The sequence below is a fragment of the Vibrio sp. Vb0667 genome (assembly GCF_033391095.1).
In genome coordinates this window covers 73,170-97,423 of record NZ_JAWPOL010000015.1, presented here as the reverse complement: position 1 = coordinate 97,423, position 24,254 = coordinate 73,170, and the positions used below count along the sequence as shown (strand labels likewise).

Annotated in this window: 31 protein-coding genes and 1 pseudogene; 26 read left to right on the top strand and 6 right to left on the bottom strand. The window is 46.0% G+C overall.

The window, feature by feature from the left end; genetic code table 11:
- Together R8269_RS15020 and R8269_RS15015 are read right to left on the bottom strand one after the other, a co-directional pair.
- On the bottom strand, positions 1-324 hold a 324-nt coding region (locus R8269_RS15020; protein WP_318222583.1), incomplete at its 3' end, for a hypothetical protein.
- 248 nt (positions 325-572) lie between these two features.
- Complete coding sequence (locus tag R8269_RS15015; RefSeq protein WP_206954311.1) at positions 573-1,001, bottom strand: hypothetical protein; 429 nt, start codon at positions 999-1,001, stop codon at positions 573-575.
- Between the two features lie 449 nt (positions 1,002-1,450).
- Here R8269_RS15015 and R8269_RS15010 point away from each other — a divergent pair, with 449 nt between their 5' ends.
- The 23 genes from R8269_RS15010 (at position 1,451) to R8269_RS14900 (ending at position 17,760) form a co-directional block, all read left to right on the top strand.
- Positions 1,451-1,909 (top strand): hypothetical protein, encoded by a 459-nt coding sequence (locus tag R8269_RS15010; protein ID WP_048626724.1) that lies wholly within the window; start codon positions 1,451-1,453, stop codon positions 1,907-1,909.
- A 16-nt stretch (positions 1,910-1,925) separates the two neighbouring features.
- Positions 1,926-2,459, top strand: a complete 534-nt coding sequence (locus R8269_RS15005; RefSeq protein WP_054866672.1) for a PadR family transcriptional regulator — start codon at positions 1,926-1,928, stop codon at positions 2,457-2,459.
- A complete protein-coding gene (locus R8269_RS15000; RefSeq protein ID WP_104968909.1) occupies positions 2,456-2,644 on the top strand; it encodes a hypothetical protein in 189 nt (62 codons plus the stop codon). The genes R8269_RS15005 and R8269_RS15000 overlap by 4 nt, the downstream gene beginning before the upstream one ends.
- Before the next feature lie 144 nt (positions 2,645-2,788).
- A complete protein-coding gene (locus tag R8269_RS14995; protein ID WP_206954309.1) occupies positions 2,789-3,454 on the top strand; it encodes a Ref family recombination enhancement nuclease in 666 nt (221 codons plus the stop codon).
- Between the two features lie 97 nt (positions 3,455-3,551).
- Positions 3,552-4,184, top strand: coding sequence for a hypothetical protein (locus R8269_RS14990; RefSeq protein ID WP_169629031.1), 633 nt, complete (start codon positions 3,552-3,554; stop codon positions 4,182-4,184).
- Complete coding sequence (locus R8269_RS14985) at positions 4,177-4,500, top strand: hypothetical protein (RefSeq protein ID WP_206954307.1); 324 nt, start codon at positions 4,177-4,179, stop codon at positions 4,498-4,500. The genes R8269_RS14990 and R8269_RS14985 overlap by 8 nt, the downstream gene beginning before the upstream one ends.
- A 3-nt stretch (positions 4,501-4,503) precedes the next feature.
- Positions 4,504-5,655: a phage tail protein gene (locus R8269_RS14980; RefSeq protein ID WP_206954305.1), complete on the top strand. Its 1,152-nt coding sequence runs from the start codon at positions 4,504-4,506 to the stop codon at positions 5,653-5,655.
- Positions 5,652-6,278 (top strand): hypothetical protein, encoded by a 627-nt coding sequence (locus R8269_RS14975; protein WP_206954303.1) that lies wholly within the window; start codon positions 5,652-5,654, stop codon positions 6,276-6,278. The genes R8269_RS14980 and R8269_RS14975 overlap by 4 nt, the downstream gene beginning before the upstream one ends.
- A gap of 60 nt (positions 6,279-6,338) precedes the next feature.
- Complete coding sequence (locus tag R8269_RS14970; RefSeq protein ID WP_069497720.1) at positions 6,339-6,878, top strand: hypothetical protein; 540 nt, start codon at positions 6,339-6,341, stop codon at positions 6,876-6,878.
- Between the two features lie 2 nt (positions 6,879-6,880).
- A complete protein-coding gene (locus R8269_RS14965) occupies positions 6,881-7,642 on the top strand; it encodes a hypothetical protein (protein ID WP_206954301.1) in 762 nt (253 codons plus the stop codon).
- Positions 7,635-8,612 (top strand): hypothetical protein, encoded by a 978-nt coding sequence (locus R8269_RS14960; protein WP_206954299.1) that lies wholly within the window; start codon positions 7,635-7,637, stop codon positions 8,610-8,612. Before R8269_RS14965 ends, R8269_RS14960 begins: the two co-directional genes overlap by 8 nt.
- Positions 8,609-9,379 carry a hypothetical protein gene (locus tag R8269_RS14955; RefSeq protein WP_206954297.1) on the top strand — a complete coding sequence of 257 codons (771 nt, stop codon included), beginning with the start codon at positions 8,609-8,611 and terminating at the stop codon, positions 9,377-9,379. Before R8269_RS14960 ends, R8269_RS14955 begins: the two co-directional genes overlap by 4 nt.
- A gap of 6 nt (positions 9,380-9,385) precedes the next feature.
- Positions 9,386-9,670 (top strand): PAAR domain-containing protein, encoded by a 285-nt coding sequence (locus R8269_RS14950; protein WP_042522745.1) that lies wholly within the window; start codon positions 9,386-9,388, stop codon positions 9,668-9,670.
- A 9-nt stretch (positions 9,671-9,679) separates the two neighbouring features.
- Positions 9,680-10,435 (top strand): hypothetical protein, encoded by a 756-nt coding sequence (locus R8269_RS14945; protein WP_206954295.1) that lies wholly within the window; start codon positions 9,680-9,682, stop codon positions 10,433-10,435.
- A 231-nt stretch (positions 10,436-10,666) separates the two neighbouring features.
- Positions 10,667-10,828: a hypothetical protein gene (locus tag R8269_RS14940; protein ID WP_155396901.1), complete on the top strand. Its 162-nt coding sequence runs from the start codon at positions 10,667-10,669 to the stop codon at positions 10,826-10,828.
- A 233-nt stretch (positions 10,829-11,061) separates the two neighbouring features.
- Entirely contained in the window at positions 11,062-11,613 is a 552-nt protein-coding gene (locus R8269_RS14935) for an N-acetylmuramoyl-L-alanine amidase (RefSeq protein WP_206954293.1), read from the top strand.
- Complete coding sequence (locus R8269_RS14930; protein ID WP_042522741.1) at positions 11,613-11,963, top strand: hypothetical protein; 351 nt, start codon at positions 11,613-11,615, stop codon at positions 11,961-11,963. Before R8269_RS14935 ends, R8269_RS14930 begins: the two co-directional genes overlap by 1 nt.
- A 282-nt stretch (positions 11,964-12,245) precedes the next feature.
- Positions 12,246-13,895 (top strand): hypothetical protein, encoded by a 1,650-nt coding sequence (locus R8269_RS14925; RefSeq protein ID WP_206954291.1) that lies wholly within the window; start codon positions 12,246-12,248, stop codon positions 13,893-13,895.
- A gap of 46 nt (positions 13,896-13,941) precedes the next feature.
- Entirely contained in the window at positions 13,942-14,373 is a 432-nt protein-coding gene (locus R8269_RS14920) for a DNA-directed RNA polymerase subunit alpha C-terminal domain-containing protein (protein WP_206954290.1), read from the top strand.
- The gene (locus R8269_RS14915) at positions 14,366-15,940 is read left to right on the top strand and encodes a hypothetical protein (protein ID WP_206954289.1); all 1,575 of its coding nucleotides are present in this window, start codon (positions 14,366-14,368) and stop codon (positions 15,938-15,940) included. The genes R8269_RS14920 and R8269_RS14915 overlap by 8 nt, the downstream gene beginning before the upstream one ends.
- Before the next feature lie 22 nt (positions 15,941-15,962).
- On the top strand, positions 15,963-16,631 hold the full coding sequence (locus tag R8269_RS14910) for a hypothetical protein (protein ID WP_049879884.1): 669 nt from the start codon (positions 15,963-15,965) through the stop codon (positions 16,629-16,631).
- 9 nt (positions 16,632-16,640) lie between these two features.
- Positions 16,641-17,249, top strand: a complete 609-nt coding sequence (locus R8269_RS14905) for a hypothetical protein (RefSeq protein WP_017635635.1) — start codon at positions 16,641-16,643, stop codon at positions 17,247-17,249.
- A 13-nt stretch (positions 17,250-17,262) separates the two neighbouring features.
- A complete protein-coding gene (locus R8269_RS14900; RefSeq protein WP_017635634.1) occupies positions 17,263-17,760 on the top strand; it encodes a hypothetical protein in 498 nt (165 codons plus the stop codon).
- Positions 17,761-17,825: 65 nt separating this feature from the next.
- Here R8269_RS14900 and R8269_RS14895 read toward each other — a convergent pair whose 3' ends face one another.
- A complete protein-coding gene (locus R8269_RS14895) occupies positions 17,826-19,157 on the bottom strand; it encodes a Fic family protein (RefSeq protein ID WP_176311846.1) in 1,332 nt (443 codons plus the stop codon).
- 574 nt (positions 19,158-19,731) lie between these two features.
- On the opposite strand from R8269_RS14895, the pseudogene R8269_RS14890 reads away from it, so the two are divergent.
- A pseudogene (locus R8269_RS14890) lies at positions 19,732-19,980 on the top strand (IS5/IS1182 family transposase); the annotation flags it as partial.
- Positions 19,981-20,082: 102 nt separating this feature from the next.
- Here R8269_RS14890 and R8269_RS14885 read toward each other — a convergent pair.
- Positions 20,083-20,232 carry a hypothetical protein gene (locus R8269_RS14885; protein ID WP_017635632.1) on the bottom strand — a complete coding sequence of 50 codons (150 nt, stop codon included), beginning with the start codon at positions 20,230-20,232 and terminating at the stop codon, positions 20,083-20,085.
- Between the two features lie 309 nt (positions 20,233-20,541).
- On the opposite strand from R8269_RS14885, the gene R8269_RS14880 reads away from it, so the two are divergent.
- On the top strand, positions 20,542-21,114 hold the full coding sequence (locus R8269_RS14880) for a hypothetical protein (protein WP_136976922.1): 573 nt from the start codon (positions 20,542-20,544) through the stop codon (positions 21,112-21,114).
- Positions 21,115-21,648: 534 nt separating this feature from the next.
- Here the strand turns inward: R8269_RS14880 and R8269_RS14875 are convergent.
- Together R8269_RS14875 and tnpA are read right to left on the bottom strand one after the other, a co-directional pair.
- Positions 21,649-21,897 carry a hypothetical protein gene (locus R8269_RS14875; RefSeq protein WP_017635630.1) on the bottom strand — a complete coding sequence of 83 codons (249 nt, stop codon included), beginning with the start codon at positions 21,895-21,897 and terminating at the stop codon, positions 21,649-21,651.
- Between the two features lie 364 nt (positions 21,898-22,261).
- Positions 22,262-22,738 carry an IS200/IS605 family transposase gene (tnpA, locus tag R8269_RS14870; protein ID WP_318222582.1) on the bottom strand — a complete coding sequence of 159 codons (477 nt, stop codon included), beginning with the start codon at positions 22,736-22,738 and terminating at the stop codon, positions 22,262-22,264.
- Between tnpA and R8269_RS14865 the strand changes: the two genes are divergently transcribed.
- The gene (locus tag R8269_RS14865) at positions 22,737-23,915 is read left to right on the top strand and encodes a transposase (RefSeq protein WP_318222581.1); all 1,179 of its coding nucleotides are present in this window, start codon (positions 22,737-22,739) and stop codon (positions 23,913-23,915) included. The two genes, tnpA and R8269_RS14865, sit on opposite strands and share 2 nt — an antisense overlap.
- Positions 23,916-24,254: the final 339 nt, after the last annotated feature.

The following is a 24,254-nucleotide window of genomic DNA, read 5'->3' as shown; positions in this document are numbered from 1 at the left end:
TTTCTTAAATGCCTCTTTCTGGCTGTCAGATAGTGCAGCCAGTGTCGCGTCGAACTGTGCGCGTTTCTCCGGCTGACCAATCACTAATGAATCAAAGGCATCGGCTAAAACAAGATGGTTTGCTTTCATCCATTCGCCATCGATGTTTCTTTCCTCAAACCAGTCTCCCCAACCCAAAAGGATCGGTGAACGTTCTTCGGGATTATCGACTGAAACCGCGCCGTAGTGGCTTGATAGCGAGTAAGCGACGACCGCCGCCACTTCAAGGTTCGGGGCGTAGAAAGTGAGTGGGTCGCTAGGGTTAATAAGTTCAAATAAAGTCATATTCAACATGCTCTATATCTCTTGATGTTTATTTCGTTGCTGGTGGAACTAGAACAATTGCTGTTGTTCACTGCCGCTTTTCTTGCCATACCAGAGGGTGTAATTGTTTCTATCACCGCTGGCATGAACTCCGTTGGCGTTCATCTTGTAAACCGTGTTTAAGACAACGCCATGTATCCTGGCAAACTCCGAATTGCTTCGGAAATTAGCCTTAATAAATTCGTCCAATGGGTAGATCGTCAGCATCGTTAAAACTGTTCTGCGTACTGCTTTGTCATCTTCAAAAGGTGGCTAATGTTGCGTAGCTGTTGATCGTGGGTTTCTTGCGTTTGGTCATCGTCCAAAATCAATGACTGGATGGTGACATCCCAATCAATGCCCTTTTTTTCAATCAAGTAAACTGCATCAGCTAGATAGGTTAAAAATTGATATTGAGAATCAATCTCTGTGTAGCTTTCTTTGGCTTTGTAAGTAATCTCATCAAAATAAGCAGAGAGTGAATCCCAAAACTTAACACTGCTACTTGCTGTCGTTTTCATCTCATAAAGATGGCCAACACGTAGTTTGCTGTCAGTGAAAAGTCGTTTTAGCTGGTGGGCGTATGTACCTCTCTGCATTAGCACCATATCAGGGTTAATTAGTGGGTTAGTGCTGCAAAATCCGTGAATTAGATTCATTTCTTAAACGGCTCCGACTGTTTGCTTGTGGCGTAATCTAATCCCATTTTTGGATTATGGCAACAACTTTTTATTCCGAACACACAACTTAATATCAATATATATTTTTTTGATATTAAGGGGCAAATTAGCTATTGCATATCTTAATTTTGATGTGGTAGTCTCATTCCGCATTCCGAACACGCTCAATCATTTGCAGAAAATGACCATAAAAACGTTCAATACCAGCAAAGGCACTATTGTCCTGTCTAACCACGGAGCAACAGTATCGATGGCCATTAGCCGCAACGCTGGCGCGGTAGCGAACGTGTGTGTGAGTTGGGTGTTAGGAAGTGCAGATGAGGCGAAAGCCTTTATTGAGGGCGCAGACGAAAAAGCGATACGAAATGAAATGCCTCGCTTTTCCATGTGTGCAGATGTGGTTAAACAACTAGACAAGGCACTGGCCAATGGCAATTCCAAAAAACCAGTTGAGCCTACTCATAGAGCTTATGGAAGCTCTACCGCTAGATGGAACGGTCTACGAAATGCCACTACAAGTAGAGTTTATCCCGCACGATGAAATCTACATCGGCTATTTCGATACGACCGTCATTGACCGCATGCAAGGGCTAGGAATTATCACGTTACTTGGGGTGCATGATGATGAGCGACAAGCTATCAAACTCAATGAGCGTGACGATTTTCTAGCAAGCTGGTCGGCGGGAGTGAGTGAGGCTCGCAACGGCTCAGATCTGCATTATGCAGACTACAACAACAACCAATATGCGTTTACTGCCGGATACGAGCACTGGCACAACCGCAACAAAAAGGCGTTAAAGGGAAGACTTACGCATTACTCAACAAGTAGAGAGTATCTCTGTCATGGATTTATTGACGAGGATACGGGTGAAATTTGGCATCAATAACAAAAGGTAACTAACTATGACTTTGGGTAATCTACTTCTAGCAATTCTTGAACAGAGAACACAAACAGGCTATGACCTAACAAACCGAACTATGCCTGAATCTGGCGCATGGCAAGCTAGCCACCAGCAAGTGTACCGCGAACTCGGTCGCATGACCGAAAAGGGTTTAGTGTCACACGAAATTGAAGCGCAAGACGGTAAGCCAGACCGCAAGAATTACAGCTTAACTCAAGATGGCGAGCGTGTTCTTAACCTTTTACGCAACGAATCTACATGCGATGACCTGTCTATCATTCGTAGTCCTGCATCGGTGATGCTGGAAATCGGCAGCGAGACTTACTTCAAGTCGTACATTGAAAAGCTCAATCAAGAAATCACTCAACTTAAAGAGAAGCTGAACGCGCACCAGAAAGAGAAAGGCGTGTTCTGTGACAACTTCACACTGCATGTAGAGCGCGACATTGATATGCGCAAAGCAGAGCTTAAGTTTGCCGAACGTTCACTGTCTATGATCACTTCCTCAAACATTGCTACGGAGAATGCTGCGTGAAACCTCGCAAAGCCGTTTATCTTTTAGTTGGCTCGCCAGCGCTTAAACGAGCCAAAGAGTGTTTAACTCGAAATCAGCCTTGGGACTACGAGGGCAAGCTCATGAAGATCGTCAGTTTGGGGCAACGGATGCGTAACGATGACGGCAAGCCATGCCATCGGGTTTTGATTGAGAGTTACTTTTGATAGGTACAAAAAAACCGCGAATAAACGCGGTTTTTTTGCGGCTGGCCTTAGCAAACAGTTCGAATCAGCAAATTCGAGTTACCAGCCTTTTCATGTTCCACCAGCAAATGTGAAACAAGAGCAAACAAATAGTAGGTGTTTTTAATGGCTTTGACAATAGCAGAGAAACTTCAAAGACGACGAGAGAAGCAAAAACAATCAATGGAACGGGCGCGCGCAAAGCAAATCGCCAAGATGAATGACCCCGAGGAACGGGAGAAGCGCTTCAAAAAGCAATTACAGCAACAAGAACGTCAGCGCCAGCGACAAATCGAGCGCTTAAATGATCCCGAATACCAGAAAAAGCAGCGTGACAAACAACAACAGCGTATCGAGCGCCAAAAAGCGAAGCCGGTAGCGAAGAAACCGACCAAAAAGATCGCCAGTAAGGGATTGAAAGGTCGAACGCCTACGGCAGAGGAAAAGCGCATTATGGATGCCATTGGTCGCTTACCGTGTATTGCGTGTTGGCTGCATGGCCGAGAGAATCCGGTGATTTCCTTGCATCATGTGTTTGGTCGTGTTGGAGAACGGGCGCATGCGTATGTATTACCCTTGTGTTGTTATCACCACGACACGCTACTGGAAGCGGATAAGCGCGCTCAGTATCCCGATATGATACCTATCCACGCAAAAGGGAAATACGGCGGCAAAGCGCAATGGAAGATCCACAACGGTACAGAGACAGAGCTGTTATTTAAGGTCTATAAGCTGGCGGGATTGCCACTTGAACTGCTCGAAAACATTTACCCACAACATTCCGAACATTAATTAATATAAACACCATTAACAGGGCTAAAAAGCCTAGTTAATGGTGTTAAACTGACCAAGACTCCCCATCTTAAAAAGCGCGCTTAGAGGTCACAACATGGCACGAACGCGCATAGCTGTACTTACTCTATCATCTGGCCAGCCACGACTTATGCTTGCTGGTGTAGATGATGGTCAACTCCATATCATCGAATGCCAACAATTAGAGCGCTCATTGATGAGCCTTAAGCTGACTTTGCCCGAGAAGTTAGAAAAGCTCAAAAAAGGCGGTTTTATTGTGCTGGTGGACGAGGTTACGCCCTACTTTTCGAAGTATGGGCGCGCCGTTCGCCTGTCCGAACTGGACGCAAAAGGCAGACCGATCATTGTGTCGGCAATGGAAGCCTATAACTATCTCACATCCCTAAACGCTATCACTTACCCGCCTAACGCTGGTGGCCGCTTCGAAGTGTCGCCATCCATCGTAGAAGAAGTACGGGGAACCGATGGTAAGCCAACGTACAACATCGACTGGTCAGAACTGCGCCCTGACACCTACGCGCTCATGTTTGTGGTCTATGCAGCCACACAAGACAGTATTGGCGACACGGTAACGCTTAAGAGTTTGTTTGACCTGTTACGGAAACCTAAGAAAGAGCCAGAAATGGCCTCGCGCGCAATGGGACTGTTTAAGGCTAAAACGGGGCTAATCGCAGACGGTAAGTATCGAATGGGAGGCGATGATGAGTAAGTTATCCCGCCTCTCAGCAGAGAACATCGAGGACGATATTCTACGGGCGCATTTCTTTGCCATCGTCATGGAATACGTCAACCGTTCGGGCAATACCGATCTCTTTGAGTACACCATTCGACTTGATGAGGTTTATCGTGCGGATCTCGTCTCTTACAGAGCTTACGCCACGGTTGAGCTTGATTGGTTGGTTAGTCTGGTCTGTGACGTAGACGACCCAATTAATCCGCTACCTGTTGGCGAAACCATCAAACTGCCACCAGCATCTTGGGTGCGTCGTTCCATGCGTCAATTCATGGACGAAATGGGGCTGTAACTTATGCCGAAGAAGTTTGAAGCGGAGAAACGGGATAACGGCTCATTTGCCAGCCTTGGCCTCAATGAGAGACAGTTCAACCAGCTATTCAACAAGATTGAACGGGCACAAAAGAAAAACCGCCGCAATGCCAAGCGAACACTGACCGCCTCAACGCTGGCCAAGCCAACTAATAAGGCATTAAAAGCGCTAGGCGAAAAGGCTAAAGGGCAACGGTTTACCAAAGAAGACCTGATCAAGTTCGACAAGGCTCGTCAGCGACACAAAGAGGTCTATGACAGCAAGACAGCGGGTATCACCTACGCCTTTTTGGTGAAGAACTCGCGTCAAATCGACGTAGACCGTGCAAACAACCGTGTCGATGACGGTACAGGCATTCACAAGGCCACGTTGATCGGTATTAAGAACAATATCGCGCTTATTCGTGTCCGAGCATCAAGCGTGTCGAAGCACGAAGAACACCGAGTAAAGGTGCGTTTTGAGCAGTGGGATGAGCTACTACACGAACCGCCTAATGGGGATTACAACCAAGCGGTGCAATTGGCGTGTGCTGGCCGTATTTCCTTTGATTGCGACTGTGGCCGTCACCAGTATTGGTATCGATACTTGGCCACTATGGGTAACTACTGCATAGCGCCGCCTAAAGAGTTTGCTTTCCCGAAAATCCGAAACCCTGAATTGTCCGGTGTGGCATGTAAACACGTTCTCAAGGCAACAACCATGCTGCAATCGCTGGCATGGCAACGCATCTTGGCCAACCAAATGAAACAGCAAGCGCGCCGTGTTGGTTTTGGCTCAGATAACAAAACGTACTTGCTCAACGAGAACGAGAAGAAAGCTGCCGCACGTAACCGTAAAACGGTGGTGGATAAGGCCGCCGCTACGCGCGAACACGCGAAGTATCTACGCGCTCAGAAAGCAATGGAAAAACAGATCGCCAAACAGAAACGGGAAAGCGAAACCATCAAGCGCCAAGCGCGCAAACTGCGTAAGGAGTCCAACGAGAAGAAAGGTTATATCGATATGATTAAGGTCGGCTTCCAGAACTTCCATGACGGCTACAAGCTGCAAGGGAAAACTAAGAGTGAAGCACTGACCGATTTCGCAAAATTGATGAACGTAACACCAAGCAGATTAGAGAGAATCATCAAGTGAGTGACGTAGTTAAACCTGTAGTAAGAAAGGTTCGATACCAAGGCCATGAGCCCTTTAATCGCGTTTTAAGGGAAGATTGGATTAAGGCTATCAAACTATCACCTGATCACTTTGAAGCGTCCCTGTATCGCCCTATTGAGCCAGAATCGGCACCAACGGATGATAATTACCAAAGCGAGTCAGTATTAGAGCTAGAAACCAACCAAGATACGCTCACTTATAGCGATCCAGAGCTGGTGGCTTTGTTGGATTGTCCAGATGAGCAAGAGAACTTTTTCATGATGGATGATGGCGACGAAAACCTTGGCGAGTCCTTAGAGCCGCTAATGCTGCGTATTGCTTCGCACCATGTTCCTATCGGTAGTGTACTGGAATGGGATGAAGAAACCGCCGAGGGATTACGAACCGTGTGGTGGTACGTACATAAGGCCGTTGGCTATGGTACGGCGAACGTGGGCGTGATTTATGTCTGCATACCAATGCGTGACTTTAACCAGCCACCAGCGAACTTACCGGAATTACCGGATAGTTCGATTGAACCAGAACCTAAGCCAGAACCGGAGGAAGATTTCTTACCAGAACCGGAAGAAAACTTACAAGACGGTGAAGTGATCGAGCTTTAACGTTAATATCAGCCCTATTCCAACCCATCCTTAAAGCGCCGCTCCAATTATGGAGTGGGCATGACATTACAGACTAGCCGAAAGCAAGTGCCAGCCAGTGCCAAGCGCCTTAGTAGACTTGCACCTAACTGGTCATACGCGAACAACATTCTTAACTTTGGTTGCGGTAAGTTTCCCGACCTAACAGAAGAATACCTTACTAACTACCACAAGCAGATCATGACGGTCACTCACTATGACCCGAACTCGAAAGCGAAAGGCGTAGTAAACAATATTGCCGAAATTGACAGCTCAAAACGCCGTTTTTGCGTCATGTTATGCGCGAACGTACTTAACGTGTGCAAAGACCTAGACGCAGCGATCGCAGATATGGCCAAGATTGATTTTGATTGCGCGGTCATTCAAATCTATGAGGGCAACCGATCCGGTAAAGGCCGCAAAACGCGAGACGGCTACCAGCGCAATGAGCCAGTATCGGCTTACCTCCCTATCCTAACGAGCAACTTCCACAAGTTCGATGTGACCTTACACCGAAGCGATAAGTGCATCACTATCGTGAAAGGCCGTAAGTATTACGAGCTGGACGATTTGGAGGACTAATCATGCAACTGGACGATGCGTTCTTTGAAATCCCATGCGATGTAGTGACATTCGATGGCAAGGTGGAACACACAGAGCTAACCGACATTGATCGTGCGGTGGCTGCCTTTTTCCAGAACGTGCTTGATTCCTTAGTTGTGACTGACACTAAACGGCGAGAGAACAGTGAGTTTTCTCGCTTTGTTGGCCGTGATAAGTCGAGAAAGATTTACTACGGCAACTTTAACGATCCAGTGTCATTCCTATCTAAGTTAACGGCAAAATTGGGCGACAAGGTGAAAGCAAACCGTAATGAGCTTTTACCTGTTTGCTACATCACGCGCGATCCGGTGATTGGGTTTGTTGATGGCGGGGAGTACGTCGATATTGCTGACTATGGCGAACTGGCCAATGAACAAGGCCAGCCTTATGCCGTGATTAATAAGTCCTTTGTCGCGCTTACCTACCGCATTAATGCCCTAGCTTGGAACCAGTCTACCCTTAGCCGCCTAGCGCTAGGTTTAATGGTTTGGCTACGTCATACCAAGGGCAAGCGTAAACATGTATTCAGAGCGAAAACCATGCTCGCGGGTACTGAAATGGAAATCAACATCGAGATACGTGGCCGTAAAGATGCGATGACCGAACCCGCCGAAGTAGACCATGAAAATACTCGCCTGTTTGCTTCCTCAATCTCTTTTGAAGTGATTGCAGAGGTTTATGAGGCCGAGTCGATCGCTGTCCGTCAGGGTGCGATTGGTGTGGGAGGCCGAGTCATTGAGTAACAAAGAATACTTTCTCGCCCAAAAAGTTGTCACCAACGAAAATGACATCCCTATCGAGCACATTCATTCGTTTACCTACATTGAGTGTGCTTCGATGGACGGCAACAAGCTGGTTATGGAAATCATGGATCAGGCTGCCGTTTATCGGGATGACTACGGGATTAAGCGCGGTTCAGAGATCGAGGTCACGATGGCCGATGTGAACGAGCGAGGCGATCAGGTTTGGATTGAAAAATTCATTGTGGCCAAGTCCACCAGCGCTGACGGTATGCTTACCGTTCAAGCATTCCAAAAGGATGCGCACCTACTTAAAGAGCCAGTCACAACGCCTCGATTCTTTGTTGAAATGCAGCCTAAAGACATTCTGGCCGAGCTATTACCCGATCTAAAAATCGAATGTGACAGCTTTGAACGTGGCGCTACGTACCATTTAAATGCTGGTGGTACTAAGTCTCGCTTAATTCGAACAATGGCCAGAGATTACGGCTCAGTGGCGTTTATCTGCCGTGGTGTTATGCACTTTAAGTCGCTCAAGAACATGGATATGAGCGAGCAATTCAAGATGGAACAGTCGAATCCAGAGGAAGCAGAGCACAGCATTGCGAACTACTCCATTATCGGAGAGGAAGCCCTGTTTGAGCGCGTTCTTAACCGTAACTATGCCTCTTGGGATACCGTCGAGGGCTTCCAAGGTGGCCAACGTTCGGGCGCGATGGTCATGGTCAGCGTTCCACAAGCCAAGGCGCTGAATAATCAACACATGGCCATCATCCCTATTTTGGATGTGGAACTTACCGGAAATACTGCCTTTACGCCTCTTTCGGTGTGCTCAGTGCTATTCCATAAACGGCTACCCGCTACCGAGCTGGATGAGTCCATGCCAGAGAAACAAATCATGAACCGTGTCGCCCATTGTCAACGTGGGAACCGGTATCAGTGTCGTATCGAGTTGGGAGTCAGAAACCTATGAGCGATTCGTCAGAGAACAGAACACGCACCAACGTCACTAACCGCTTGTTTGGTAGCTATCAGGCCGAAGTGGTAAATACCGTCCATCCGAAAGGCTTGTACATGGTATCCGTTCGCTTGCTTGGTTATTGGGATGCAATCCCCGATAAGGATTTACCTTTTGCCGAGTTTCTACTGCCATTGGGCGCAAAACCGAGTGGTGGCCATGCAGTGCCAGTGGAAAAAGGGGATCTGGTTTGGGTGGATTTTCCTCGTAATGGCGATACCCGTTATCCCCGTATTACCGGATCGCTTTACTACGCGCCTAACTATGAGTCGTACCTACCAAGCGAGGTGAACGGCGAAGCCTATCAGCCTAAACGAGCCGATGGAGAACCCGAGCCACCAGCCTATGACCGCAAAGATGCGCTCTTTGTGCGATTTGGTTTGCGTGAGCTCATCACGCATCAAGGCGGCTACTCAGTAACGCATACCCAAAGCGGTACGGCCATTGAAATTACGCCAGATGGCCAATGTGTTATTCACGTCGAGGGCAATGCGTTTCGCAGCTCAACAGGGAACACATTCGAGCAAATCGGAGGCGCACTAACTATCAAAGTGAAAGGCGATGCGAACATCGAAGCGGGTGGTGATGCAACCGTAAAAGCCTCCGGTAAAGCCAACCTAGAGGGCAATGAAGTGACCATTAAAGCAAGTGGTAACGTCAATATCGATGCTGGTGGCCAGTTCGCTGTTAAGGCTGCCGCAGCTCCATTTACATTAGGGTAATGCACTATGCCAGCCGTAGGAATTGTAGGGAGTGTGGATAGTGGTCATGGTGGCTTTAGTCCAGGTGTTTTTGTTTCTGGCCAGCCACTACTGACCGTGAATGGAATCAATGTATTAGGTACGGGTGATATATCCGTCATGCACGTAAAACCAGATAACCCGCCGCACGTAGGCGTTATAACTGGTAGTTCAAAACTTACTGTTAATGGCGTTCCGGTCGCCGTGGTAGGCGATGCCCTTGGGTGTGGCGCTACGCTGGTAAACGGTAACGACTTGATGACGATTGATTGAGGCAATTTGATGTTAGACACACAAGAGCAAATCGAACAGTTTCGCCAGTTTTTAGACGTAGGCGGCCTTAAGGAAGCGGAGAACCTTACCCGAGGCAAATCCCTTAAGGTGAAGTGTGAAAGCTTGTCAGGGAAGCTATCAGGCTGCGTGAGCGAGGATATTGAGGACTACCAAGGCGCATCGCAGTTAGTGGTAACGCTTAAGGGTTTGAATGACTCAGTGAGCGCAACGGTGGCCACGTTAACGCAATGGAATGAGCACCTAGTGTTGATCACCGACCCAACCGACCTCGAACAAGTGTCTATTGGTGTGAACATCAAACACAAGGTTGATGGTACAGAGGACAACGTACCCGCTCCGAGTATCTTGCCAATTACCAGCAAGGAAGAACTGAAAGCGCTTGAGGCAGTGATCAATGGTCTTTCTGGCCATGTGGATGCAGCCGTATCTCTTATGGCGCAAATCAATACTGCATTAACGCCGCCAACAAGCGGCAGTGAGTCAGATAACGGTGCAACCTTACCGCCACCAGACTTGCCGCCAGAACTAGAAAGCCAAGCGAATGCGCTAAACGAGATCATGGCTCCCCTTGCTGGTGGCGTGACCAGCTCAAGCACGGTGATTGACGCAATGATCATTGCGTCGAAAGAGGAACGCACCTTAGCGTTAGGCTACTTCACTAAGGCGATTTCATTTACCATTTGTAGCAACCAGACGAAAAAAACGAGCATCAAATACGCGACAGCAGAGGTATTTAGACTGTAGAATGTTTTTTGTTGCTAAACCCTTTCCTATTCGCACTAGAAAAAAGACAAAATGAGTTATTCAGTTTATTTAAACGCATATGAACTATGCGGATTAATGTCGCTTATCATCGTACTAGCAATTAACCTATTTAGAGCTCGAAACGAGCTTAAATCCACCAAGGCGCGACTATCCTTTGTGATACGCAAAAGCCTCAGTGTTGAGGGAGAATACATGTACGATGGGTGCAGAATGAACGTGATATTTGATGCGGTGCGATACAGCGGAAATCAGTTTTACTTGATGCGTAAAGATCAGGTGATGGCCAGCTTCCACGTAGAACCCTATCGAGTTAATCCTGTTCTTGATTACTTCAAATCAAACAAGATAGAGCCCGTTCAAAACCGACCATAATCCAAGCAAAGCCAGCGTTCGCGCTGGTTTTTTTCTAAATTGCAGGCAAAAAAAAGCCGCGAGGTAAGTGTTCGCGGCACAAGAAGCTATTACAAAGGTTAAAAATGAAGTTTCAACGTTAGTTGACACCAGTCGATTGGGATGCCGATCTGGTAAAGCAAATACACTTCCTATTCCGAACATAGTCAATACCTAAGTACATATTAGTTAAGCTAAGTTTGGGAATTTATAAAATGAAAAAAGTCTGTATTGTTGTTGGCCATAGTTTTAAAGATGGCGGCGCTTACAACGAAACATTCGGAATGAATGAGTATGGCTATAATCATCCCCTAGCCAGCTTATTGGCCGCCGAGCTACATAAGCGAGACATTCTTCCAGTGATCATGTATCGAGACACCTACTCACGGATGATCAGTGATGTGAACGAATCGGGCGCTGACTATGCCATCGAGTTACATTGTAACAGCGTGGCCAATAAGTCAGTTCAAGGTTCAGAGACATTGCATTGGCATAAGTCGGACAAGAGTCAAGCACTTGCTCAGCGCCTACAAAAAGCGGTGGCTGGACTTATCGGACAGCGTGATCGTGGCCTTAAGCCTATCTCGAACACTGGTACTGATACTCGCGGTTGGCGTTTCTTGATGAAAACCAAAATGCCAGCCGTGATTTTGGAGCCGTTCTTTTTGTCTAACGACGAGTCGTTACAAAAGGGATTGGAACTGCGCGAAAAGCTAGCCGTAGCACTGGCAGAAGCGTTCGCAGAACACATTAAAGAGAGCAACTAATGATGGGACTAGCAAAAGTGTTTACAAGTAGTCTATTTAAGAGCGCCACCAGCGAGAAAGTAGGTGGCATTATCCACGAACTGACCGAGTTTGGTGATCGTGTGTTTACCAGTGACGAAGAACGCAAAGAGTTTGCCTACAAACTGGCAGAGCTTGAAGCGGCCAGCTCTAACACATTGGTACGTACTGGACGCGCCGCTATGATGTGGAGCATCGCGCTGGTGGTCATTTATCAACTCATTGTTCGTGACTTTTTGGCCGTTTTCTATGGGGTTGAGCTTCCAAGCTTAGAGACTGACACACAAGAGCTACTAAGCAACGTGTTCGGCTTTTTGGCAGGAACCCTATAACAACTGAAAATTTTTTAAATTTTTTTTAGATGCCCTTTCCTATCCCCTTTTCTCTCAACAAAAACACACGATCAACGACATAGAAATCCCCTGTCGTTACCATTCCCACAAAAGCGCACAAAAAGACACAAATTCATTATATAACAATAAGTTAAACGAAAATTTACCCCTGTTTTTTTCACAATAAATCTTAATTACTATCCGAAATTGAGCGAATTTTTACCGCTTTTCTGCGGCTTAACGATTCCGAACACACTCATTTAATAACTAAGGTTTATTTACATGGCAGATAAACGTTCTAACTTCAACAAACGCATTGAGGCGATTCATTTAGGCGCTCAAGCAATGCGTAATCTGTGTATCGAATCCCAATTCGATTCACAAACAGGCATGTTTCTAACTGACGACAATTCTCGTGGCGCGGCTATTTTGTCAGCCATTGCGAATGAGCCTATGTTCGAGTCAGTGTCTCAAGAAACAGCGGTTGGCATCGTATCAGGCATGCAGTCTGCGGTACGTGAATACGAAAAGACTTACGGCCACCTACCTAGCGATGAGCTAATGGCATCAGCTCACGCAACTATGCGTAACATGATGACGCTAGAGGGCGCTAAGCGCGATGGCTCAACAGGCGCAATGATGCTTGAGTCTATCAACCAGTCTCTATCAACATCAGAGGGTGTTGAAATCCGCGCGAAAATGGTTGGCCTAGTGCTGCCTGTTCTTCTAGAAACAGCAACACTTGACGCTGTAACCATGATCCCAGCGGGTGCGAACGAAGTTGAGATCTTCAAAGTGTACCGCCGCACTGGCTCAAACTTTGGTGACTTCGCTGCGGGTACTGAAATCGACCAAGCAACGGTTGGCCAATACTCGTCTATGCGTCAGCGCTACAAGTTTGTCGCTGAACAGCAACCAGACGGCACTAAGACAACTCACGTCTTTGACTCTAAGACTGACCTACAACACACCAAGTTTGAAATCCCATTCACTAAGACTTCCGTTTCTCTGTTCGTAAACCACAAGCGAGTGGCGCGCGATCTAGACAGCAACGGCGGTGCAATCATGACTGGTACTCACAACGGTGTAGTGATCAACTGTCAGATTGACCATGCCAAAGGCAAAGTGACTGTTACTCCAACATCGGCACTTCCAGAAGAAACCGTTCTACACATCGAGTTCGAGGTAGACATTGAGAAACGTCCAGATCTGATCCCAACTATCGATCACGACATGGACTCTCGCACGCTACGCCCACGTCAAAACGCAATCGCAGCAGACGCGACTATCCAAGCGATGTTCACAATGCAACGCGAGTTTGGCCAAGATCTGAAATCTCTACAGATGAGCCACATGCGCAACACATTGGCATCGGAAAAAGCGACTCGCCATCTAGTAGATATGGACTTTGCTTGTACGCGCGAAGAAACATTCAATATCTACGTAGCGGCTGGTGAAGATTGGCGTCTACATCGTGAACGTCTAAACGAAGTTCTTCTAAACGTTTCTACGAAGATCCTACAAGCGACTCGCACAACTGGCATGACAGGTATCTTTGCTGGTACTGGCGCGTCAACAATCCTTAAGTCTCTTGGTGCTCCGTATTTCGTTGCTCCGGCTAACTACCAACAGAAAAACGCTATCCACTACGCGGGTAAATTGTTCGGTATGTGGAAAGTGTTCGAGTGTCCGGTAGTGATCGGTACGAACGACATGCTTTGTTACGGTCGCGGTTCTTCTCACTCAGAAGCGGGCTACGTAGCAGGTGATGCAATCGCAGCAACCATGTACACGCATCCAATCGGTAAAGGTCTAGTAGCGTCTAACACGCTATACGAACTGGCCTACGGCGAAATCCATCCATTCGACGGAGAAGACTACTTCTACCGCGTGAAACTTATCGATGAAGCTCCTTTAGCAGCAGCGGCATAAGGCAAGTAAGCGGCAGTCTTACGGGCTGCCGCTCTTGGGGGATTCGATGAAAGAAACGATCGTTTTAATCACCAACCACACACCAAAGGAAATCACGGTTCAGGGTCGCGCTATGCCGCCACTGGCCAAAGATTTCCCTCTCTCAGTTTTCAACGTGAACCGCTTCAAACACGAAGTGGAAGCGGCCTATCCAAACGGCCTCGTTTCGGTTCGCCTTGAGCCAACGGTTTTACCAGAAGTTCAAAAGCAACCAGACACAGCCACCAGCGATAACGGCACAGCGCTATCCGCGCTTGAGCTTAGTGCAAGCGTTGAAAAAGCACTGATTAACCACGGTGTGACAACGGTTGAGCAACTAACCGAAATGACGAAAGACAACGTGATTGCGGTGAAAGGTATTGCTCAAGCGGGTTTGCAAGAAATTGTAGACCAGCTTGCAGCACAGGATCTAACGCTGAAAGAGACAGAGAATGAGTAAGATTGAATTTTCAATGGATAACGTCTCACAAGTTGCGGTTTCGCCAATTAACGCTGACTCGACAACTAAGCAAGGCACTGGCTCTAACCAGCTAGTGTTTGGCGGTGTGATTGTGTCTCAAAAAGGTAAGCCGTTCGAAGTGATTCCGGTAACGGCGGCTAACTTCCTAGACAAGCTAGGTAAGCCTTACCACTCAAGCCTTGGCAAATTGGCTGACGGCATGCGCGTTCTTGATGAAGCCTTGCGCGGCGGTAATGGCCTTGTGGTTCGTGTCGTACCAAAAACGGCAACCTATCCAGCTATCAAGCTAACCAAACCAGCAGACGAAGTGACGATCACTAACGAAGCGATCAACTACTCGGCTGACCTGTCACTTGAAGATGGCGAATTTTTAGCGATCGCTATCAAAGACGGTGCGCAATCCGATAACCGCTCTATCACGCTTGCGAAAGCAGACGAAGCGACTTACGGCGCTGGCATGTTCACTCTTACCCTAGAGGAAGAACAGGCGGCTGGTGGCTCTGTAGTGCTAGAAGAATGGGTTGTATCCCTAGAGCCTACAGCAGTAGACCAAATGGGTAGCGCTGCGTTTATCGAGACTGTTCTTGAAGAACGTTCGCAGTACCTAACTTGTCGCATCGATGCAGAAACAGCGAAACGCGAAGTTACTGCAATTGCGAAAACCAAATTCACTGGCGCGACCAACGGCAATATTAGCGACATTACGGCTGACGACTACCAGAAAGCAGTGAAAGCACTACGCACTACCGTTTACAGCTACAACTACGTTTGTGGTTTGGGCTGCTACGACACTGCGGTAATCACTGACCTTGCGCAAATCTGTAAAGACAAACGCATTTCTGGCTACTTCGATATTGATCCTCGCCTAACGCACGAAGCGGCATTGGAGTTCAAAAAAGGTCTGAACTTCAACAACCATCGCGCTTCATTCGTGCATATCCCTTACCAAGCTAAGTGTCGTTTCTACGGCAACATGGCGGTATGGGGCGGCTCGGGTATCGGCTTTGCAGCTAAAGCGCTTGGCGTTGCTAAGACCTCTCCGGTCGGCGGTTGGCACTACACACCAGCAGGTGTTGAACGTGCTGTTATTCAGCGTACTGGCCTAAAACCAATCCAAGGTGCTGGCGAGCCTAACTACCAAGAAATGTACAAGGCACGTCTAAACAAACTAGGCACAGACGAAAACGGCAACCTGTTCATTGATGACTCTCTAACGTCATCTGCGGCTGAAAACTACCTACGTTTTGAGCAAGTCGTGTCTATTGCTGACGCTATCTCACGCGACTTCTACGCACTAGGTAATCGCCTAAAACACCAACCTGACGGTGCAACGCTTGAGGGTCTAACTGACGGTGTGGCCAGCATCCTAGAGGGCTATGAAGCCGTTGGTGCGCTAGTGACACCTCGTAATCCAGATCAAGACGGCGAAAGCGCTTGGACACTGGAAATCAAGCAAGTCGAAATCGACTACTGGAGAGTCACTTGGTCGTTCTGTCCAACTGGCTCTGCGCGTCGAATCCTTGGTGAACCTGTACTAATCCGTTAATCAACATAAGAGCAAGAATAGAATGAAATCAATGTTTTCTGAGGGTTCTGTTCTTGCTCGCCCATTTGTGATGCCACAAGTGGCCGAGCAGGAACAAACTGAAACTGCATTTTTTGAGTCTGTAACAGAAGACCAACTTCTTGAATCCATCAATCGTGCATCAACCATCATGGCTCGCCAAGACGCAGCAGCGGCTTGTGTTCAGTGGGTTAACGGTGGTGACAGCTCAATCGACAACCTAGACGCAATGCTATTTGGCATGGCTGGTGGCGATGACGATACCGAGCTAACCGATGGCCAAGCAGCACTATACGAATCGCTACAGGAAGCGGCTAGCGAGTTCATTGCTCAAGTTGGCCAGCCAAAAGAGGGCGACATGCTAGAAGCACTGGAAGATCCAGAAGCAGCAGATCGCATCTTTGAATCCCTAGAGCGTGGCCTAGACAACGTGGACTCAGACGAAGCGATTGCAGAGTTCGCCGTTCGTGAATCCATGATGCTTGAAGCGCTTAAGAAAGTGATCCGTGATGGCAAGGTAACTTACATCAAAACGAATCGCCGTAAGCGCCGTATGAGTGCAGCACAAAAAGCAGCACTTAAGAAAGCGCGCGCGAAAGCTCACAGCTCAGCGGCTAAAGCAGCTCGCAAAAAGTCTAACCGCATGCGCGATTCTCGCGGTATGGACAAGTAAGGGTAAGCAATGGCTGTAATTGTCGGCGTACCTAATGATGATGGCGTGTCTATCCACAATAAATGCGCCATTACACAAGTCATAGGCGGTCAAGAGGTTACGGTCATTGGTTACATGACTGATGAGTGTCAGCTTGCCTTTAGAGCGATATGGGAAGCGCCGTTTGAGGGCGATTCCGTGGGTAACATCAATGCCCTAGATAAAACGTCCTCAGTCGCGCAAACCGTGTCGGATAAGACGAGTAAAACACTATGGAACAGTCAGCAAGTTTGGCAAGGAAACGAACCACCAGAAATCACAGCAACGCTGAAATTTGTCGCGTTCACCAATGCCAAATCAGAGGTCAATGATCCCATTAAATACCTGGCTCAGATGATAAGTCCCGAGCTCCAAAATACTGTTCCAGTCAGTTCCGATGGCCTTGGTGGCCGTGTTCCAAGTGATGCGCGATTCAAGATTGGCAAAGCGCTCAATCTACCCATGCGTATTAGCGAGGTGAGTTATGACATTAACGCACCTAAGACGCGAGACGGGAATTTCGCTTACAACACGGTAACTATTACCGCCGCTCCTAAGCAAATGATTAATCAGTCACAGATTCCAAACCACTTCCAATAGAATAGGTGTAATTATGGCCGGAGCATTTAACGCAAAAGGCGATATGAATTTCTTAAAACAGAGATTCACTAAGAACGTCCAAGCTGGCGAAAAGATGATGGGTACAGAGTTCGAGATGAAAATCGAAGAATACCCTAATCTTAGCGTTTTGGTGCGTTCGACTCAGTTTCCAGCAATGGGTCGTGCAGATGTAGAAGATTTTGGCCAAATGGGCTTGGGCTACATCCAAAATGGTGCCCTTGAGAACAAAGGCGAAATCGCGGTGACGTGCGTAGAAACGATCACAGGTACCGTGCTAGAAATGCTACGTGAGATCGTTCGTGAAAAGAAAATGGTCACTGTCGTTATCGAGTCTACGCCTGAATCAACTAAGGGTAAGGGTGCAACCTCGCATCGATTCCGTTTGGAGCACGTAAAAGTACGTTCAGACGTGATCGACCTATCGACAGAAGATTCAGCAGCACTTGTTAAGCCAGCTATCACACTGCAATACAACTGGGTAGATTTCTAATCGCCAAACCAGCCTATTCTATTCCCCACAAAAAGGCCGCCAGTTAGGCGGCTTTTTTGATGTTCTTAAGCTTTGGTTAGCCTATCTTTCAAGTCGGCTGGTGCAATGTAGGTATTCTCGTTGCCATCCCTTGATTTGAACAGCAATTTCAGCTCCACCAGCTTCTCAAGATACTTGCGCGCAGAGGTATGAGACACGTCAAAATCAGACTGAATTTCCTTAACTGAAAAGACACGTCCGGCGGTTTCTAATCCCTTGGCCAGAATCACAATGTGCGGCAGTTTCAACACGCCCTTAAGCTTGGAGTCGTCTAGCAGTTCGCGCACCTCTCTCGTATCTTCAATCTTAGACTTGATGTACTCGTTAAAGCGCTCAATCGCATTGATGATGACCGTTAGCTGGTAGTCCACAAAGTGCGTTAAGTCATTGTCGTCCGTTTCGGTGTAAACGTAGCTTCTAACGTACTTGGTTGGCGCGCTCTTAAGTGGCGCAGAGATCGAGACGTACTTAAAGTTCTCATAACCATGCTTAAGGATGAACCAGTAGAAAAGCGCCCTAGCCGTTCTCCCGTTGCCGTCCATGAATGGGTGAATGTAGCCAATCATGAAGTGCAGAATACAAGCCTTAACGATTGGGTTAATAAAATTGGTGCTGGTGGTATGGTCGGTGTTGGCGAAGTCACATAGTTGCTCGATGAGCTTCAAAACGTGCTCATGCTCTGGCGCTTCATGAATAATATCGCCAGTGGCCACGTCTCTAACCATGACTGCATCCGTTCTGTATTGGCCAGCAACGTGCTCATTCTCTAACACTCCATCGGTGGCGATGCCATTAAACCCGCTAATCAATTCTGGTGTGAGCTCTACATCCTTAAGTTCATCGGCCATCATGATCAAACGCCAGTTATTGATAATCATCCGTTCGGAGTCATCTTTAGGCTCACGTTCTGTTTCAAGCATTTCCTTGGCCACCTTGCGCGTTGTGGCCGCTCCCTCCAATTGAGCGCTGCTAATGGCTTCTTCCATAATCACGCTTTTCACTAGGTGTGCCTTTTTGTCTTGAGCAGATAGCGGCAAATCTTCTAGTTTAAGCTGTTTATCGATGCGGAATAGCTTAGCGTCGAGACTGGCGGCACTAAGCTGGAACGGATTGCCATTTTCATCAACAAGCGAAATGTCGTTAAGGCCACGTCTAATTTTTAGGGCATGCCAAGCGTAACCCTTTTGGTCGCCTTTAAACTCTTTTGAACGGTACTGGAAGTCATTCCAGTGCAAGTAATTACCGCTACTATCAAAACCGTATTTAATTGGGTCTAGCTTGTCGATTAGCTCTACTACTTTAATAAAATCAGTAGGTTTTGCTGGTGGGAGGCTAACCCCCGCAATCTTTTTGCTCATACCGTGAAACTTTTTAAAAATGTTTAATGCATCCAGTATTGCACACAGGCAGTGGGAGTCAATCGCTTATCTATCTGGTAGTTACAAGGGGTGTAATGCTTTGCTGAATAATTTCAATAGCACGGTGACTTTGCCGAACATCAACAGCGTGTTGGATGTTCAACCAAAAATCGGGCGCAGTACCGAACGCAATGATAAGCTTAGCCAAAATGGTCTGATGGTAATGTCTCCACTTATTGGGCCATCTATAGAGCTTCTATCGATACCAAGCGCACCAAAAAGTTTACTATTCATTAATAGATAACGGGTCGAGAAATTCTAGTTTTAAGATGGGGCCAACCCTTACAGGCTCGTATTTCTCATTTCAGTAGCTCCCTTAACGACTACCTAAAGAACTAACAAGATTTTATACCAGTGACCAATGCCTGTCGGTAGAAATTAAAGTTCAAAACCTTTCGAATAGTTAACTTTTCAGTAGGCCGATATGAAACTCAACTCGAAGCATTCATTTGCTCATAAGTGCGCCAAAACAATTAAGAACAAAGGAACTTGCTTACTCCGAGTCTTGTAATTTCCACTCATTCCTCCAAGAGAAGGGGCAGCCTTTTGGGAGAATGGTCACCCTAGGAATTTAGCGGTAGGTTGCCAGAAGCTCTACGGCTCCAACAATAAGTGGAAAAAGCGGAACGGCTATCATCAACGCTCACTATCAGAGACAGCAATGTATCGAGTGAAGCAGTTGCTAGATGGGTGGTTAAGCCTGAGAAACTACAATGCTCAGGTTGGTGAGACTTACGCCATTATTAAAGCGCTAAACACATAAAAACTATTCAAGAACTTTAAAGGGACGTTATGCGATAGGATCAAAAAAGGGCACGAATAATGCCCCAAAGGACTTGTTCAATACATTAAGTGAGAATATCGGCTAGTTTTTACAACCATTTTTATCACACGTAATACGTTCATGTGAATTTTGCCAATGATCTGAATGTTTCTTGGTATCAGTACCACACCCAGTATTTCCGCCTTTAACGCCTTTATGTACGACTCCTGTTGGTGTGTGTTTCACAGCCATGTATTTTTCTCCTAATTGATTTAAGTTGCTTCCTAGTCATAAATGACTGAATTAACAGATAGTAAGCAAGGTTCCACATGTCAATGTAAGTAATAACTAAAGTTAATTATCGTGATCCAATCGCATGACAAAGCGTTCAAGATTGAGTCGCAACACGTGGCATTTTTACTATGCGTGCTTTGTGTGTTTAAGGTAGCATACGTCGTCTTCAGTATTACGCTGTTAACCCCTTAGCAGAGCGTTATACAAATATTTAAGCACAGAAAACATACAACATGGAAAGCTTACCTCAAATATAGGAGTAATACTTTGAATAAACATCTAATGCTTGCCTCGTTATTATTTTGTAGCAACGTATTTGCCTCTGGTCCATACGTTGAATATGGAGTTCAACAACTAGAATTCGACCAAATATCAACATCAGCTCAAGGCGTAACGATTGGATATGCATGGAAGGAAGACAAAACTATATACCTAGAATTAGATATGATGAATAGCTCTGATGATCTAAGCTATTTTGATCTTTCTGGGGCTTATAACTTTAAATTAATCGATGGTGAAAAATTAGACTTACTATTCAACATGGGTGTTGGCATATCATACATCGATTATGAACGGTTCCAGAACACTAATGCACTTCTTTCATTTCCCGTAGGTTTCACAGGGAGCTACTCAATCTCTGAGCACTGGAACGCAGAATTATCAGTAGGCTATCGCTATCACATTGATCTGACCTCACCAACTGAGTGTAATGACGGTACTGAATCCGATAGCGTCGGTTCTGGTACCTGCTCATATCATGGCGGTATTAAAAGGTATCAAGATCAAATTGGCGATGGTGGTGGGATCAATGCTAGTCTCGGTTTTAGATACAGTTACTAAATTTGTATAACAATACGTTTAAGACTGATTCCCAACGTTTGGTATGTCCCATACCAAACGTTGGGATTTGTGTTTACGGTGCTATGGTTATTTTTTGTGATAGCGTTGCTCAATGGCTTAGCAGCAAAATTCTAAAAAAGAAGAGTTAGTTATTCCTCTTTATGTAATACACACGATTTTTCAAATCTATGAAGCTAGGGGCTATGGGTTGCAGCCGCGTAAGATTGGTCCGTGTAACTACATGAGAAATGCCTAGCAAAGCGTTTAAAGCTAGGTTCGCAACGCTCGGTATTTCACTTAAGTTGAGTGTTTATGTCACAATGATTTAGGTAATTCCAATACGCGCCTCAGGAGACAATGTAGATTCTCCGCTCTATGCTCTCATACATGCTTTGCTGTGCGGCAACTGAAACACTAAAAGCCTATGTAGATAATCAATCGACCTCAGATTAAACAGCTATCGCACTTCCCGCTCCTCTAATCAGATGCGAGTTTACAGAGAAATTGCCGAAAAGCCGGAATAGCTTAAAGCGATCATGTACGATTGATCCCCAATTTAACAGATACCCCCAACAAGTTTGCCAATGCAATAAACGATGACAACGATGGATTATCAGGTGGGTGTAAAGTGTTCTCGATACCTTTTTGCTTTGCTACAGCCGCCAAAGCGTCTGCAATGATTGCAGGCTCACCAGTGTTTGCCGCTTCATCGATGTAGGCTTGTATAGACTGTTTTTTATCTAAGCAAGCCGACGGCTCAAACTCTTCAAGTTGAGTTGCCATATATACCCTCTAATTACAAAAAATTATTTCTAATGCTCAAAACGTCACCAAGTAACAAATGGCAACGAACAGATACACCATGTGTGCTAAGTTTTATATTTTTCTGATTTTAGCTTCGCCGTTGATTGTAAGAAGCCCACTATGCTAGTGGCTTAACAAATGAGTCCGCTACTGCTTACCACAATTATTTATTTTGCAAGGGTGTTTTACAATTGTAAACAAGAAGTATCTTCTACCCAGGGTGCCAACAACTCAGGCAGCATCACTATTCATACGCTTGTACTATGTTTGATTCCACCTTTAATGGCTAGGGTGCTCCCTGCGAAAGAGCAGGGAGGGGAATAGCCAAAGGTGCGATAGCGCCTTAATGCGGTCTATCCTGTTGCTCGATGTACTGACGAATAACAGTTAGTGGCGCACCTCCACATGTTCCAGCAAAGTAAGACCGACTCCAAAGCACATTCTTACCAAACGCTCCTGCTACATCATTAAATTCCCTGCGAATCCTGCGTGAACTGGTTGCTTTTAACGAGTTCACCAATTTTGCAACGCTAGGTGTATTCGGAGATGTTGATATTAGCAAATGAACATGGTCAGGCTCTCCGTTAAATTCCTTTAGCTCCGCATCAAAGCCCAAACAAAGCTCCCTGAAAGTCGCCTCAAGACTTTGTAGATGAAAATCTCCAAACACTTTCTTTCTGTATTTTGTCACGAAAACGATATGTAAATGCAGTGAATAACAACTATGCCTACCCTTATTAAAATCATTACACACTGATATTGCCTTTTGGATGTAAGTTGATAATATAAATACATTATCAAGATTCACACTGATTGTCATGTTAATACGCAAAGCATACAAATTTCGGTTAGAGCCTACCGCTACCCAAGCGGCTAGACTTGCTGTGCTTTGCGGTCATGCTCGATTTGTGTGGAATCAAGGCTTGCGCCACTGCTTAAACAAGTTGGACTCTGGCGAGAAGATCCCGAACTACGCTGAACTGTGTAAGCAACTCACGCAATGGAAGAAAGAAGACGATCTTGCTTGGCTCAAAGAGGCATACACTGACAATCTACAGCAAAAGCTCAAAGACCTTCATACGGCTTGGATGCGATGCTTCGACAAGTCATTAGCTGCTGATAAGCCTAGATTTAAAAAGAAAGGCAAAAACCAAGATTCAGTGCGCTTTGTTAACTTCAACAAATACTGCGAACTAGATGGTAAGCGTGTAAAGCTACCGAGCAAGCTTGGCTGGCTGAAGTTTCGCAAATCACAAGAAGTACAAGGCAACATTAAGAACTGTACTGTTAGTTTTCAGTCTGGTCACTGGTATATCTCGTTCCAAGTTGAGCAAGAAATTGATGAACCTAAGCATACCTCTAGCTCTGCCGTTGGTATTGATATGGGTGTTGCCAAGTTAGTCACATTGTCAGACGGCTCATATCTAAAACCGCTTAACGCATTCCGTAAGCATGAAAAGCGCTTAGCTGTCGAACAGCGCAAGCTATCAAGAAAGGTTAAGTTTTCTGCTAACTGGCAGAAACAGAAAGCCAAAATTCAAAAGCTACACACTCTCATTGCGAATTGTCGCAAGGACTACTTACATAAAGCCTCACATCAAATCAGCAAGAACCACGCGATGATAGTGATTGAGGACTTACGTGTATCAAATATGTCTAAGTCAGCAAAAGGTAATGCAGAAAAGCACGGTAAAAACGTGAAAGCTAAGTCAGGGCTGAACAAATCAATACTTGATCAGGGTTGGTATGAGTTCAGAAGACAACTAGAGTACAAGCAATTATGGAATGGTGGTTTAGTTGTCGCTGTGCCAGCGCAATACACAAGCCAAACCTGCCCTTGTTGCAGTCATGTATCGAAAGATAACCGTAAAACTCAATCTCATTTTGCGTGTATTAAGTGTGGTTACACCAACAATGCAGATATTGTTGGCGCATTAAATATTTTAGAGCGGGGACACCGCTTGTTAGCCTGTGGAGAGTCGGCGTTAGCCGCTTGATGAATCAGGAACTTGCACCTAAAGCAATTTAGCGTGCGCCCATGTAATGGGAATCCCCTAGCGAATCAGCTAGGGGAGGATGTCAAACTCACATCATTTCCTCTATAAGTCTTGATAACAATCAAACCCCTTAATATTAAATCCTCCCCTTATAAAATCACCAAGAAAAATAATATATATTTTTACTTTACATATGAATAATAAGTAAAAATCAATTTAAAAACATTAGAACATCGGACCAGTTAAGTTTTTTATCTAATTTTTCTCATTCTGAGAATCACAATGACAAATATCAACAAATAAATATTAAATAATTTCTCATAATAAAAGCTACAAACG